Annotated in this window: 16 protein-coding genes; 12 read left to right on the top strand and 4 right to left on the bottom strand. The window is 68.1% G+C overall.

Features of this window, described 5'->3' with window-relative positions; all coding sequences use genetic code 11:
• Nucleotides 1-15 precede the first annotated feature (15 nt).
• The 7 genes from LQD00_RS16840 (at nt 16) to LQD00_RS16870 (ending at nt 5,380) form a co-directional block, all read left to right on the top strand.
• Nucleotides 16-915: an SDR family oxidoreductase gene (locus LQD00_RS16840; RefSeq protein WP_232718288.1), complete on the top strand. Its 900-nt coding sequence runs from the start codon at nt 16-18 to the stop codon at nt 913-915.
• Nucleotides 916-928: 13 nt separating this feature from the next.
• Complete coding sequence (locus LQD00_RS16845; protein ID WP_232718289.1) at nt 929-1,525, top strand: hypothetical protein; 597 nt, start codon at nt 929-931, stop codon at nt 1,523-1,525.
• Nucleotides 1,522-2,031: a hypothetical protein gene (locus LQD00_RS16850; RefSeq protein WP_232718290.1), complete on the top strand. Its 510-nt coding sequence runs from the start codon at nt 1,522-1,524 to the stop codon at nt 2,029-2,031. Before LQD00_RS16845 ends, LQD00_RS16850 begins: the two co-directional genes overlap by 4 nt.
• A 92-nt stretch (nt 2,032-2,123) precedes the next feature.
• Entirely contained in the window at nt 2,124-2,792 is a 669-nt protein-coding gene (locus tag LQD00_RS16855; RefSeq protein ID WP_232718291.1) for a hypothetical protein, read from the top strand.
• Nucleotides 2,789-3,352, top strand: a complete 564-nt coding sequence (locus LQD00_RS16860) for a hypothetical protein (protein WP_232718292.1) — start codon at nt 2,789-2,791, stop codon at nt 3,350-3,352. Before LQD00_RS16855 ends, LQD00_RS16860 begins: the two co-directional genes overlap by 4 nt.
• Nucleotides 3,353-3,422: 70 nt before the next feature.
• A complete protein-coding gene (locus tag LQD00_RS16865) occupies nt 3,423-4,628 on the top strand; it encodes an NAD(P)/FAD-dependent oxidoreductase (protein ID WP_232718293.1) in 1,206 nt (401 codons plus the stop codon).
• A 5-nt stretch (nt 4,629-4,633) separates the two neighbouring features.
• Complete coding sequence (locus LQD00_RS16870; RefSeq protein ID WP_232718294.1) at nt 4,634-5,380, top strand: DNA alkylation repair protein; 747 nt, start codon at nt 4,634-4,636, stop codon at nt 5,378-5,380.
• Nucleotide 5,381: 1 nt separating this feature from the next.
• Here the strand turns inward: LQD00_RS16870 and LQD00_RS16875 are convergent, their stop codons facing one another.
• The 3 genes from LQD00_RS16875 to mftR all read right to left on the bottom strand — a co-directional run bounded on the left by LQD00_RS16875 (nt 5,382) and on the right by mftR (nt 7,620).
• Nucleotides 5,382-5,711 carry a DoxX family protein gene (locus LQD00_RS16875; RefSeq protein ID WP_269785132.1) on the bottom strand — a complete coding sequence of 110 codons (330 nt, stop codon included), beginning with the start codon at nt 5,709-5,711 and terminating at the stop codon, nt 5,382-5,384.
• Between the two features lie 96 nt (nt 5,712-5,807).
• Nucleotides 5,808-6,866, bottom strand: coding sequence for a ferredoxin--NADP reductase (locus LQD00_RS16880; RefSeq protein WP_232718296.1), 1,059 nt, complete (start codon nt 6,864-6,866; stop codon nt 5,808-5,810).
• 127 nt (nt 6,867-6,993) lie between these two features.
• Entirely contained in the window at nt 6,994-7,620 is a 627-nt protein-coding gene (gene mftR, locus LQD00_RS16885; protein ID WP_232718297.1) for a mycofactocin system transcriptional regulator, read from the bottom strand.
• A 159-nt stretch (nt 7,621-7,779) separates the two neighbouring features.
• On the opposite strand from mftR, the gene mftA reads away from it, so the two are divergent.
• The 5 genes from mftA to LQD00_RS16910 all read left to right on the top strand — a co-directional run bounded on the left by mftA (nt 7,780) and on the right by LQD00_RS16910 (nt 11,844).
• Nucleotides 7,780-7,887, top strand: a complete 108-nt coding sequence (mftA, locus tag LQD00_RS16890; protein ID WP_035753529.1) for a mycofactocin precursor MftA — start codon at nt 7,780-7,782, stop codon at nt 7,885-7,887.
• Complete coding sequence (mftB, locus tag LQD00_RS16895; RefSeq protein ID WP_232718298.1) at nt 7,887-8,246, top strand: mycofactocin biosynthesis chaperone MftB; 360 nt, start codon at nt 7,887-7,889, stop codon at nt 8,244-8,246. The genes mftA and mftB overlap by 1 nt, the downstream gene beginning before the upstream one ends.
• A 70-nt stretch (nt 8,247-8,316) precedes the next feature.
• Nucleotides 8,317-9,606 (top strand): mycofactocin radical SAM maturase, encoded by a 1,290-nt coding sequence (mftC, locus tag LQD00_RS16900; protein WP_006866091.1) that lies wholly within the window; start codon nt 8,317-8,319, stop codon nt 9,604-9,606.
• Between the two features lie 92 nt (nt 9,607-9,698).
• Complete coding sequence (gene mftD, locus LQD00_RS16905; protein WP_232718299.1) at nt 9,699-10,898, top strand: pre-mycofactocin synthase MftD; 1,200 nt, start codon at nt 9,699-9,701, stop codon at nt 10,896-10,898.
• 133 nt (nt 10,899-11,031) lie between these two features.
• Nucleotides 11,032-11,844, top strand: a complete 813-nt coding sequence (locus tag LQD00_RS16910) for a mycofactocin-coupled SDR family oxidoreductase (protein WP_006866089.1) — start codon at nt 11,032-11,034, stop codon at nt 11,842-11,844.
• A gap of 71 nt (nt 11,845-11,915) precedes the next feature.
• Here LQD00_RS16910 and LQD00_RS16915 read toward each other — a convergent pair whose 3' ends face one another.
• The gene (locus LQD00_RS16915) at nt 11,916-13,025 is read right to left on the bottom strand and encodes a CaiB/BaiF CoA transferase family protein (RefSeq protein ID WP_232718300.1); all 1,110 of its coding nucleotides are present in this window, start codon (nt 13,023-13,025) and stop codon (nt 11,916-11,918) included.
• Nucleotides 13,026-13,117 lie beyond the last annotated feature (92 nt).

Genomic DNA, 13,117 nt, shown 5'->3' on the forward strand with positions numbered 1-13,117 from the left:
CCCGAGGGGGAACCAATGAGCCTGCGCGACAAGCTGTCCCGGAAGCCTGATCACGACGCCATCCGAACGGCGCTGAAGGGCAAGGTCGTCGTGGTGACCGGTGGTGCACGCGGAATCGGATTCGAGACCGCGACGCAGCTGTTCCAGGCGGGTGCGAAGGTCGCCATCGGTGACGTCGACGGCGAGGCGGTGGGCAAGGCCGCCGCCGACCTGGGCATCGAGGGCATCGAGGTCGATGTCACGAAGCGGGAGTCCTTCGACGCCTTCCTCTCCGAGGTCGAATCCCGGCTCGGACCGATCGACGTCCTCGTGAACAACGCCGGCATCATGCCGGTCGGCCCGTTCCTGTCCTACGACGACACGATCATCCGACGCACCTACGACATCGACGTCCTCGGCGTCATCATCGGCTGTCAGGAAGCGGCCCGCCGGATGGCCCCGCGTCGTACCGGCCACATCGTCAACATCGCGTCGACGGCAGGCCGCATCCCGACCCCGGGTCTGACCATCTACAACGGCGCGAAGGCCGCGGTGATCGAGTTCTCCGAGGCCCTCGGCGCGGAGCTGGAGCCGGAGGGTGTCACCGTCAGCGCCGTCCTCCCGACCTTCACCCGCACAGCCCTGATCTCCGGCCTGCAGACCAACAAGTTCATCCAGACCGTCGCGCCCGAGGAGGTCGCGGCGATCGTGGTCGAGACCATCGCCCGCCCGGTGACCCGCGTGTACGCTCCGCGGTCGATGCGCTGGGCCGACTCCAGTCCGCTGTTCCCGCAAGCGATGAAGCGGTTCACCCGCAAGCTCACCAAGCTGGACTCGATCTTCCTGCGCCCCGACCAGGAGGCGCGCGCCGCCTATGCGAGTCGGATCCGCGGGGAGAAGATCGAGAACAAGCCGAACACGCGCCTGTCGTCGTAGAGAGAGCGAGTCGTTGAGGGGAGAGGCGCGGTCGGGCGGCGCGGAGATCGCCGCGGAACGTAGCGCCCGGCGTGATCTGCGCGAGGCGGTCGAAGAGTTGCACGCGCGCGAGGTCGACGCCGGCCTGCGTCGGCGGGTGCCGCAGCGCCGGTGGATTCTGGCGACGCTGGCGGCGGTCGTCGCCGTCGTGCTCGCCGGTGTCGCGGTGGTGGCGTGGTCCGACGCGCGGAATGCCCCGACCGACGACGACTTCGAGCGCGCGGCGGCCGACCGCGTCGCGGTGCTGATCGGACCGGACCATCGCGATCCGAGTCGCGCGCGCAAGATCCTCGCCGGTGCCACCGGTACCTTTTACGACGAATTCGCCCAGTCCGCCGACAGTTACAGCGCTTTCGTGCAGGCCAACGGATCGGTGTCGAAGTCCTCGGTGGACGGCACCGGGGTCTCCGCCCGCGACGGAGACAGTGCCACGGTTCTCGTCGCCGCGACCGTCGTGTTCGACGCCGCCGGCGAGACCGGGGAAGGGCAGGCACGCCGGTTCCGGCTTCGTGTGCTCGTGACCCCGGACGACGGCGCACTGAAACTCGGGGCGGTGCAATACCTTCCATGACCCCATCCGGATACATCTCGGCGCGCGCCGGAGCTCTCCGGCTGCTGGTGGCAGCGGTGGTGCTGGCCGCGGCGCTCGTCGCCGTGGGATTCGCGTGGCGTGCACACGCGGCGGGCGATGCTCTCCAGCAGAGCCGCGAGCAATTACGTGAACGCGCGGGAACGATCGTCGCCGACGTCTTCTCGGTGGATTCCTCACGGTGGCAGCAGGATCGGTCACGGGCTCGTGCGCTCGTCGCCCGCGACTTCCTCGACAGCTACGGTGCACAGCTCACCCGGCCCCCGGAGCAGGGGACAGCCGCCGTGGTGTGGCGGCCCGAGATCGTCAGCGTGGTCGACGCCGACGCCACCGAAGGGCAGGCGCTCCTCCGGGTGGCGGTGACCGTACGGCCGGACGCCCCCGCCCGAACCGACGCCGCTGCGACGACGATCCGCCGATCGGTGCTGGCCCGCTTCATCCGTGCCGACGACGAGTGGCTCCTCGCCGCGGCCGATGTGGTCGGGTGATGGCGGTGACCGATGCCGGGAGAACCGATGCCCCAGGAAACGATGCCCCAGGAAACAATGCCGCAGGAACCGATACCACTGGAACCGATGCTGTGAGAACGGATTCGACGACAACCGACTCGGCGGTCACGGCGCGTGTGCAGCTCGCCCGGGATCGGGTCGACGAGGCTCGACGGGAAGCGCGCGCGACCCGGATTGCCGCCGCACCCGCTCTCCGGGCACGTGCCGTGCGACGGACCCGACTTCTACGGACGGTCCTCATCGCCGCGGCGGTCGCCGTCGCGATCCTCGTGATCGTGGGTGCGGTCCTGGGATGGCAGATCCGCGGTCAGGGGGCCGAGGTCGAACGCCAGACGGAGGTGCTCGATTCCGCGCGAGCGGGCGTCGCGGCCATGCTGACCGCCGACCCGGCCGATCCGGTGGGTTTCGTGGACGGCGTACTCGCGGCGAGCACCGGCGCGCAGCGCGACCGCATCGAGAGCGCGCGTGACGCGCTGATCACCGAGGTGCGTACACAGACCGGGCGCAGTGTCGGACAAGTGGTCTCGGCCGGATTGGTGACCGATCCGCCGTCGGACGATGCGGGCACCACCGTGGATGTACTCGTCGTCGCCGACGCCACCAATCCGCTGCTGCTGGGTTCCGATGGAACGGATGAGCAGGCCGCTTCCGTCGACACGACCGCCGAACGGATCACCGCGCTGATCACCATGGAACGCACCGGTGACGGCTGGAAGATCGCGGGGGCGCGTCAGCCGTGAGTGACCTGCTGGAACCGCGCCCCACTCGCCGGCAACGTCGCCGGTTCGCCATCCTGGCCGCCGTCACGGTGGTGGCGCTCGTCGTCGCGCTGGTCGCGTGGATCGCGGTACTGCGATCGGACCCGGAGCCCGGAGAGGACGAGCGCGCCGCGATCCTGTCCGCTGCGGGCGGGGCGGTCGCTGCGCTCATGACGTTCGGGCCCGACGAACCACCCGACCAGCGTCGACGAACAGACGCATTGCTCGCCGATCCGTTGCGACTCGAGTACCGCAATCGCGGCGTGGACGTGGTGGTCCCGGGAGCGCGGGCCGCCTCGGTGTCGATGGTCGGACGAGTCGTCGGTACCGGTCTGAACGACAGCTCCGCCGAACGCGCGAGAGTCCTCGTGTTCGTGGACCAGGCAGTGTCGGTCGGCGACGGCGAAAAATCCACGGGCTCTGGGGAACCAGCCGACGCGAAGGGTGAAACGACCCCTACCGCGAGGTGGGCACTTATGCGTAAGGTCGACGGGAATTGGCTGTTGTCCGACCTGCAACCGGTCGGAGACGTGACCCGCTGAGGCGCCGTCGCCGGGGTGCCATCGGGCATCCCGAGGGGAACGGTGACCGCGGGGTGAGAGGGGACGGAAGATGAGTGGATCAGGCGCGGGCGTCGTGATCGTCGGGGCGGGCCTGGGTGGGATCAGGGTCGCGGAGAACCTGCGCAACAACGGGTTCACCGATCCGATCACCCTGGTGGGGGCCGAGGACCATCCGCCCTACGATCGTCCGCCACTGTCGAAGTCGGTGCTCCTGGGCAAGGACGATCGCGTCGACCTCAAACCGGCGGAGTTCTACGGCGAATCCGACATCACCCTGCGTCTGGGCTCCGCGGTGACCTCGGTGTCGCCGGCGGACAAGACCGTCACTCTGGCGTCCGGCGACACGCTCGCCTACGACACCCTGGTGCTGGCCACCGGTCTTGATCCGCGGCCGTTCCCGGGCCTCGCCGACGCCGTCGCGGGGGTGCACATGATCCGCACCTACGACGACGCGGTCGCGTTGCGCGGGGAGATCGATTCCGCCTCGACCGCCGTGGTCATCGGCGCCGGTTTCATCGGCTGCGAGGTGGCCGCGAGCCTCACCTCGCGCGGGCTGAGCGTCAGCCTCGTCGAACCCGCCCCCACCCCGCTGGCGGTGGCGCTCGGCGAGGAGATCGGCAAGCTGGTCTCCCGACTCCACACCGACAACGGCGTGGATCTGCGCACCGGGGTCGGTGTGGCCGAGATCGTCGTCACCGACGGTGAGAACGGGCCGAAGGTCGCCGCGGTGAGACTCGCCGACGGCACCGAACTCCCCGCCGACCTCGTGGTGGTCGGCATCGGTTCCACGCCCGTCACCGGCTACCTGGAAGGCTCCGGGGTCGAACTGGCGCCGCGCGAGGTGGGCGGCGGAATCGCCTGCGATGCAACCGGACACACCAGCGCCGAGAACGTCTACGCCCTCGGCGACGTCGCCAACTGGCGCGACGACGACGGCACCCCGCAGCGCGTCGAACACTGGAATCACACGGTCGATCAGGCCTCGGTCGTCGCGCACCAGATCACCGGCGGTGACGCCGTGACCGCGGCGGTCTCCTACTTCTGGAGCGACCAGTTCGATGTGAAGATCCAGGTGCTCGGTGCGCCTCGCGCCGACGACACCGTGCACATCGTCTCCGACGACGGCAAGAAGTTCGTGGCCTACTACAGCCGGGACGGCATCCTCACCGGCGTCGTCGGCGCGGGCAAGGTCGGTGCGGTGATGAAGACGCGGCCGAAACTGCAGACGCCGACACCCATCGCCGACCTGCTCTAGCACCGGTGGGTGCCGAGCTGACGGCTGCGGCGGTGCGCGCTGCCGCTGCCGAGGTCGCCGACCCGCAGCGTGCCGTCGACCTCGCCAGGTTCTTCCAGGTCCGCCCAGGCGGTTACGGCGAGGGCGACGAGTTCATCGGCCTACGTGTGCCGCAGCAGCGGGCGATCGCCAAACGCTTCCGCGGCATCGACGCCGGTGAGGTTGTCTCCCTCCTGGATTCGCCGGTCCACGAACATCGGTTCATCGCGCTGGCCCTGCTCCGCGGCGAGTTCGAACAAGCCCTGCGGCAGCGTTCCGGCCCGGACCGGGACGAGGCCGCGGGGTGGGTCGAGATGTACCTCGACGCGGTCCGTCGGGGCCGGGTGAACAACTGGGATCTCGTGGACTCCTCGGCCGATCCCGTACTCGGTGAGTACTGCCACCTGCGCGACGATTCCGACGTCATCGTCGAACATGCCGCCGATGACGACCTGTGGCGGCGCCGTGTGGGGATCATCGCGACCTTCGCCCACATCAAACACGGTGACGCATCGGTACTTCTGGCGGTTGCGCCCCTTGTCCGCGACGATCGTCGGGACCTCATCCAGAAGGCGTTCGGATGGATGCTCCGGGAGACGGGCAAGCGCGTCGACGAGAAGACACTCCTGACGTACCTCGAGGAGAACGCCGCCCGGATGGGCCGCACCGCACTGGGTTACGCGATCGAGCACCGCAGCCCGGAGGAGCGCGCATACTTCCGCGGGCTGAGGTGAGTCAGCCCTCGCGCGCCACGCGGATGGCCGCCCAGATCATCGGGAACTGCAACGGCAGGCGTGCCAGGGCGACGATCCGGTAGGGCAGCGGCTTGTCCCACCAGAGTCGCACCATGTTGAGGTTGGCGGGGTAGACGGCGAGGAACAACAGTGCCGACAGCGCCCCGGACAGGCGGCGGGTACGCGGCACGAGAAGTCCGGCGCCCAAGCCGATCTCGGCGACACCGGACAGGTAGGTCAGTGTGCGCGGATCGCCGGGGATCTCCTCCGGGATGATCTCGTCGAACGGCTTGGGTGCGACGAAATGGAGCACTCCGATGCCGAGGAGCATCACCGCCAGACCGCGCGCGAGTTGGAGCGGGTTCAGCCGAGACTTCCGGATGGTGGCCACGTCGTCGTGCTCCTTCGGGTTGTTCGGGGCTTCCGGTCAGAACTCGATCTTGAGCGAGTCCGAGGTCGGGTGGGCCTGGCAACCCAGGATGTACCCGTCCTCGATGTCTTCGGGGTCGAGCGCGCCGGCGTTGTCCATGTCGACCGAGCCCTCGGTGAGAGTGCAGGCGCACGAACCGCATTCGCCTTCCTGGCACGAGTACGGGGCGTCGAGCCCGGCGGCCAGCATCACGTCGATGAGTGTCCGCTTGCGCGGCCAGCTCAGGGTGTGGGTCTCGCCGTCGAGTTCGACCTCGACCGTGGCGGCGGACGCCTGGTCCTCCTCGCTGACCTCCTCGAGCTCGACGTCGGCGAACGGGTCGCCGGACAGCGAGTTGTACACCTCGGTGTGGACGTGGTGGTGCGGGAAGTCGGCCTGCGCCAAGGCTTTGTGGACGGCATCCATGAAGGGACCGGGGCCGCACATGTAGGCGGTGTGGGTGGTCGAGTACGGCGCGAACACCGAAGCCAGAGCTGCTGCGCTGGGCAGCCCCTGCAGGCTCTCCAGCCAGTGCACGACGGTGAGCCGGTCGGCGTGGGCGTGGAGGAGGTCGCGCAGCTCGGCGGCGAAGATCACGTCGCTCTCGGTGCGGTTCGCGTAGAAGAAGACGATCGGTGCGCTGCTCTTCTTCAGCGCCGCCTTGAGGATCGACATCACCGGCGTCACGCCGCTGCCCGCGGCGATCAGGAGCAGCGGGTCATCGTAGGACTTGGGGGTGAAGACGCCCGACGGCGGCAGCACCTCGACCTGGGAGCCGGGGGCCAGGTTGTCGCAGACCCAGTTGGAGCCGTATCCGTCGAGGGTGCGCTTGACGGTCACCTTGGGGCGAGCGTCGGTGTACGGCGACGATGCCAGCGAGTAGCAGCGCGCGACCGAACCGGTCTGCTCGCTCGGGATGCGCAGCGTGAGGAACTGTCCCGGCTTGTAGTCGGTGAATGCCGACGACGATGTCTCGGGAACCTCGAAAGCGATGGACTTGGCATCGGACGTCTCATCGATCACCTCGGCCACCGTGAGGATCACGCTTCGTGAGCCGTGAGGGGTCAGGTCAGACATGTGGCAGCTCTCCGACGTCGAGGACCGGGGCGAACCGGGCCGAATTAGAACACGTTCTACTTCAGGATAGCCCAATCGGTGGGTGCGCCACGAGGCCCGCTCGGGGCCGACGTGGTCGCGGTGCCGATCATGGCACGCGGGTCAGCGATGCGACACCGTTCGCGACGGTCCGCGCGCCGTCGGTGATCAGTTGCTCGAGGTCGGCGTCGGGGTCCGCCAGCCACTGCTCGTAGGCGGCGAGCGCGGCACCCAGGCACAGCCACCCGATCGTCTGGGGCAGGTGATCGTTCTCGTCCAGGCCGAGCCGGGCCGCGCAGAACTCGGCGATGACGTGCCGCCAGTCGGCGTACATGATCATCGAATGTGCTTGGAGCGCCGGAACTCCCAGCAGCAGCGACATGCGTCGTCGGTGGTTCTCGAGTTCCTCCGGCGGCACCCGGTTGAACACCACCAGGGCATCCACGAGGGCATCGGCCATGGGGATGTCGGTGGGGATCTGGGCCAGGAGTCCGCGCAGCTCGCCCAGGTGGTCGTCGAACTCTCCCCAGGGGATCTCGTTCTTCGACGAGTAGTACCGGAACAGTGTGCGACGCGCGATGCCCGCGGCCTCGGCGATGTCGTCGACGCTGGTCTCCTCGAAACCCCGGGTGGTGAACAGGCCGATCGCGAGCGCGCTGATCCGGGCGCGCGAAGAGATCGGGCGTCGCCCGGGCGTCCGCCCAGGGCTCGTGTCCTGCTGTGTTGTCGGAGTCATCGAGACCTCACCATATGGGATGCGCCCTCGCGCAGCGGTTGAACGTGCCCGAATCGCCTGTCCGAACGGGCAGTTTTGCTCTAGCGGTAGAAATCTGCACTGAGTGCCACTATAGTCCTTCGTGATCCGAGTCACTTAGAAGATCAGGAGGTATGGATCATGGCCGACCAGTCCGCCGTTACCGCTGCAAACTCGAACGAGACCGAACTCATCGCCGAGTCGCTCGTCGAAGAGGTGTCGATCGATGGGATGTGCGGGGTCTACTGATGTCAGCCCCGACATCGAATCCGACCTCCGGCGACCGTTCTGCGGTCGCCGGGGTCCGGTTCGACACCCCAGCCCCCGATGCCCCCGCCGGCTTCGACACCTTCGCCGCGTGGGAGCTCAACCCGAAGGTGGCGCTGCGCCCCGAGCCGTTCGGCGCCCTGCTCTACCACTTCGGTACCCGTAAGCTCTCGTTCCTCAAGAACCTCACCGTGGTCGGGATCGTCTCGTCGCTCGCCGATCACGACTCCGCCGAGGCAGCCCTCCTCGCCGCGGGTGTCACGCCCGCACAGCGGCCCCTGTACGTGCAGGCGCTCACGGCGCTGGCCGACAGCGCGATGATCACGCCTCGCGCGGCCTGACCGACCACCACCGCCGATCGACAGCCCCCGATCGGTACCCCGCTTCCGCCCCGACCCTAGGACCGACACGATGACGACCATCGAGATGCCGCCCACCGCAGCCGAACTCGTGACCTCCCAGCGGGCGAGCGCGCCCGCCGACCAGGTGCCCAAGGTCGGCCGCCTCGTCGACCAGTTCGAGCGCGGCCTCGACGCGCCGATCTGCCTGACGTGGGAACTCACCTACGCCTGCAACCTGGCATGCGTGCACTGCCTGTCCTCGTCGGGCAAGCGCGACCCGCGCGAGCTGTCGACCGAACAGTGCAAGGCGATCATCGACGAACTGCAGCGCATGCAGGTCTTCTACGTGAACATCGGCGGCGGTGAGCCGACGGTGCGCCCCGACTTCTGGGAGCTCGTCGACTACGCCACCAGCCATCAGGTGGGAGTCAAGTTCTCCACCAACGGTTTGCGCATTGACAAGAAGGTCGCCGCACGCCTGGCCGCGTCGGACTACGTCGACGTCCAGATCTCCCTCGACGGCGCGACCGCGGAGGTCAACGACGCCGTGCGCGGCCCCGGTTCCTTCGACATGGCGGTCCGGGCACTCGAGAACCTGGCCGAGGCCGGCTTCAAGGACGCCAAGATCAGCGTCGTCATGACGCGGCAGAACGTCGCGCAGCTCGACGAGTTCAAGGCGCTGGCCGATCGGTACGACGCCACCCTGCGCATCACCCGCCTGCGTCCGTCGGGCCGTGGCGCCGACGTGTGGGACGACCTGCACCCGCTGCCCGAGCAGCAGCGTGAACTCTACGATTGGCTTGTCGCACACGGTGATCGCGTGCTGACCGGAGACTCGTTCTTCCACCTGTCGGCCTTCGGCGGGGACTCCGGTGGCGGTCTGCCCGGCCTCAACCTCTGCGGTGCGGGGCGCGTCGTGTGCCTCATCGACCCGGTCGGCGACGTGTACGCCTGCCCGTTCGCGATCCACGAGAACTTCCTGGCCGGGAACATCCTCTCGGACGGCGGGTTCCAGGAGATCTGGCAGCGTTCGGATCTGTTCACCGAACTGCGTGAACCGCAGAATGCCGGTGCCTGCACCAAGTGTGCGCACTTCGACGCCTGCCGCGGTGGCTGCATGGCCGCCAAGTTCTTCACCGGTCTGCCGCTGGCCGGACCGGATCCCGAGTGCGTGCAGGGTTACGGCGAGGAACTGCTCGCCGGCGAACGCACCAAACCGACGGCGAACAAGGATCATTCGCGCGGAACCCCGCTGACGCTGATGACCCGTCGACCCGACGGGGACCTCACCCCGATCGGTCGGCCCACCAAGTCCTGTGATGAGAACCCGCTCGCCGGGTTCACCCCTGCTGCGCGGTAATCCGCCCGCGGCCCAACAGTGTCGAGTCCTCCCCGGGGTACACGGGTACCCCGGGCGATGGCACGCATCCGAGAAGTGAGTGAGTAGGAGAAATGGCTCTCAACCCCTGGGCGAAAAACCCCTGGTTCGAAACGGTGACCGAGGCCCAGCGCCGGGCGAAGAAGCGACTGCCGAAGTCGGTCTACTCGTCGCTGGTCGCCGGCACGCAGGCCGGTGTGACCGTCGACGACAATGTGCAGGCCTTCAACGAACTGGGTTGGGCGCCACACGTAGTCGGCGCACAGCCGGAGCGCGAGATGACCACCTCGGTGATGGGGCAGGAGCTGTCCTTCCCGGTGATGATCTCGCCCACCGGTGTGCAGGCCGTCGACCCCGAGGGTGAGGTCGCCGTCGCACGTGCCGCGGCAGCGCGTGGTACCGCGATGGGCCTGTCGAGCTTCGCCTCGCACGCCGTCGAAGAGGTCACCGCCGTCAACGACAAGGTGTTCTTCCAGATCTACTGGCTCGGCAGCCGCGAGGACATCCTCCGCCGCGCCGAGCGCGCACGGGCCGCCGGCGCGAAGGGTCTCATCGTCACGACCGACTGGGTGTTCAACGTCGGCCGCGACTGGGGCAGCCCGGAGATCCCCGAGAAGGTGAACCTGAAGGCGCTGGTGCGTCTCGGCCCGGAGATCGCGGTCAAGCCGCGGTATGCGCTGGACTGGGTCAAGGGCGGCAAGATCACCATCCCCGACCTCACCGCGCCGAACCTCACCCCGCAGGGTGTCCCCGGCCCGACGTTCTTCGGCGCCTACGGCGAGTGGATGGGCACACCGCCGCCCACCTGGGAGGACCTGCAGTGGCTGCGTGAGCAGTGGGGCGGACCGTTCATGGTCAAGGGCATCACCCGCCTGGATGACGCCAAGCGCGCCGTCGACATCGGCGCGACGGCGATCTCGGTGTCCAACCACGGCGGCAACAACCTCGACGGCACCCCGGCGACGATCCGTCTGCTGCCCGACATCGCCGATGCGGTCGGCAACGACATCGAGGTCCTCCTCGACGGTGGCATCCGCCGCGGCAGCGACGTCGCCAAGGCCCTGGCCCTCGGCGCCCGCGCCGTGATGATCGGCCGCGCCTACCTGTGGGGTCTCGCCGCCAACGGCCAGGCAGGCGTCGAGAACGTCCTCGATCTGATGCGTATGGGACTCGACGGCGCGCTGATGGGACTGGGGCACAAGAGCGTCAACGATCTCTCCGCCGACGATCTGATCATCCCGGACGACTTCAAGCGGTCCTTCGGCCACGTCTGATCCGAACGAACACACACCCCCGCCCGCCGCCGGAGATCCGGTCGGCGGGCGGGGGTGTCTCGGTCCCCGTTCTCCGGTGGAACCCGTGCGAAACAGCTCCCGCGACAGAACTAGAACGTGTTACAGTTCGGCCATGGGACAGTTCGACGGCAAGGTCGTCTACATCACCGGCATCGCCCGTGGTCAAGGCCGTAATCACGCGGTCAGGTTCGCCCGTGAGGGCGCCGCGATCGTGGGTCTCGACATCGCGGGTCCGATCATCGACCACGCAACCTATCCGCCCGCCACGGCCGAGGATCTCGAAGAGACGATCCGGCTCGTCGAGGGCGTTGGCGGCAAGATCCTTGCGCGGCAGGGGGATACGCGGGACCTCGCGTTCCAGCAGCAACTGGTCGCGGATGCGGTGGAGCAGTTCGGCCGGCTTGATCACGTCATCGCCAACGCCGGCGTGCTCACCTGGGGATCGGTCTGGGAGCTGACCGAGGAGCAGTTCACCGACGTCGTCGACATCAACCTCGTCGGCGCCTGGAAGACGCTCAAGGCCACGGTCCCGGCGATGCTCGAGGCCGGCAACGGCGGCTCGATCACCATCATCAGCTCGGTCGCAGGACTGAAGGCGATGCCGATGCAGGCGTCGTACTCGGCGTCCAAGCACGGCCTCGTCGGCCTGGCGCAGACCGCGGCCAAGGAACTCGGTCACCACCGGATCCGCGTCAACAGCGTGCACCCCTACGCGGTCGACACCCCGATGGGAGTCGCCGACACGGAAGCCCACCGACTCTTCGAAAAGCCGTGGGTCACCCCGCATTTCGTGTCGATGCTGGATTACCACCCGGTCGCGGCGTGCGACGAGATCTCCGACGCCGTCCTGTACCTGTCCTCCGACAGCGCCAAGGGCATCACGGGCGCCGAGTTCCAGATCGACATGGGGCACTCGAAGGTCTAGACGCCGACCCCTCGGACACGAAAATCGCCACCTCCCTCACGGAGGTGGCGATCTTCGTATCCGGTGACGGATCAGGCCCAGAGGGTCTTTGGGTCGACGGCCTCGGTCGACGGGCCGGCCGGGGTCTCCGGCTGGGTGCGCGAGAAGCGCGGGGCGACCTGCGCCTGGGTGACGCCGTCGATGTCGATCAGGTTGGCGCGCGCGGCCATGTGCGGATCGGCGGGCGCCTCGGCGAAGGTCAGCACCGGCGAGGTGCAGGCGTCGGTGCCGTCGAAGACCTTGGCCCACTCGTCACGGGTGCGGGACTTGAAGGTCTCGGTGAAGATCTCCTTCAGCTTGCCCCAGTTCGCGATGTCGTTCTGTGCCGGCAGGTCGGCGTCGGCCAGGCCCAGGCCCTTGAGCAGCTCGGCGTAGAACTGCGGCTCGATGGCGCCGACGGCCATGTACTTGCCGTCCGAGGTCTCGTAGACCTCGTAGTAGGGGGCGCCGGTGTCGAGCATGTTGGTGCCGCGGGTGTCGCTCCACAGGCCGGTGCCGCGGAACGCCCACATCATCTGTCCCAGAACGGAAGCGCCGTCGACCATGGCGGCGTCGACGACCTGTCCCTTGCCGGAGATGCCGCGCTCGAGCAGAGCGGCGAGCACGCCCACGACGAGGAACATCGATCCGCCGCCGAAGTCGCCGGCGAGGTTGAGCGGCGGCACCGGACGATCGTCCTTGCGTCCGATTGCGTGGAGCAGGCCGGTCAGCGAGATGTAGTTGATGTCGTGGCCGGCGAGGTTGGCACGGGGGCCTTCCTGTCCCCAGCCGGTCATACGGCCGTACACGAGGCCGGGATTGACCTCGGTGAGGTCATCGGGGCCGAAACCGAGACGTTCCATGACGCCGGGGCGGAAACCCTCGATGATGACGTCAGCCTTGGCGACGAGATCGAGGATCGTCGCGCGATCGGTCTCGTCCTTCAGATTGGCCTCGACGACGCGACGGCCGCGCAGCAGCGCATCAGCGTTCACGCCGGGCTTGGGGAGCGTGCCGGGGCGCTGGACACGGACCACATCGGCACCGAGGTCGGCGAGCAGCATGGCCGCGTGGGGTCCCGGGCCGATACCTGCGAACTCGATGACCCGGATGGAGCTGAGTGGGCCGGGTTTTCCGCTGTTGTGGGGTGTCGTACTGCTCATGTGTCGTCCTCCGGTCGTTGTACCGCCACTGTGTCAGGCGTCACGTGTCACGCAATAGCATTCCATAACCGATCGAACGCTCGTCAATGTGG

Source organism: Gordonia metallireducens, from assembly GCF_021245825.1.
Classification (GTDB): domain Bacteria; phylum Actinomycetota; class Actinomycetes; order Mycobacteriales; family Mycobacteriaceae; genus Gordonia; species Gordonia namibiensis.

Excerpts from the sequence above, each read along its gene's own strand:
- mftA (WP_035753529.1), top strand. The coding sequence starts at position 7,780 with ATGGCCGACCAGTCCGCCGTTACCGCTGCAAACTCGAACGAGACCGAA.
- LQD00_RS16840 (WP_232718288.1), top strand. The coding sequence starts at position 16 with ATGAGCCTGCGCGACAAGCTGTCCCGGAAGCCTGATCACGACGCCATC.
- LQD00_RS16865 (WP_232718293.1), top strand. The coding sequence starts at position 3,423 with ATGAGTGGATCAGGCGCGGGCGTCGTGATCGTCGGGGCGGGCCTGGGT.
- mftC (WP_006866091.1), top strand. The coding sequence starts at position 8,317 with ATGACGACCATCGAGATGCCGCCCACCGCAGCCGAACTCGTGACCTCC.
- LQD00_RS16880 (WP_232718296.1), bottom strand. The coding sequence starts at position 6,866 with ATGTCTGACCTGACCCCTCACGGCTCACGAAGCGTGATCCTCACGGTG.
- mftB (WP_232718298.1), top strand. The coding sequence starts at position 7,887 with ATGTCAGCCCCGACATCGAATCCGACCTCCGGCGACCGTTCTGCGGTC.
- LQD00_RS16875 (WP_269785132.1), bottom strand. The coding sequence starts at position 5,711 with ATGCTCCTCGGCATCGGAGTGCTCCATTTCGTCGCACCCAAGCCGTTC.
- LQD00_RS16850 (WP_232718290.1), top strand. The coding sequence starts at position 1,522 with ATGACCCCATCCGGATACATCTCGGCGCGCGCCGGAGCTCTCCGGCTG.
- mftD (WP_232718299.1), top strand. The coding sequence starts at position 9,699 with ATGGCTCTCAACCCCTGGGCGAAAAACCCCTGGTTCGAAACGGTGACC.
- LQD00_RS16910 (WP_006866089.1), top strand. The coding sequence starts at position 11,032 with ATGGGACAGTTCGACGGCAAGGTCGTCTACATCACCGGCATCGCCCGT.
- LQD00_RS16915 (WP_232718300.1), bottom strand. The coding sequence starts at position 13,025 with ATGAGCAGTACGACACCCCACAACAGCGGAAAACCCGGCCCACTCAGC.
- mftR (WP_232718297.1), bottom strand. The coding sequence starts at position 7,620 with ATGACTCCGACAACACAGCAGGACACGAGCCCTGGGCGGACGCCCGGG.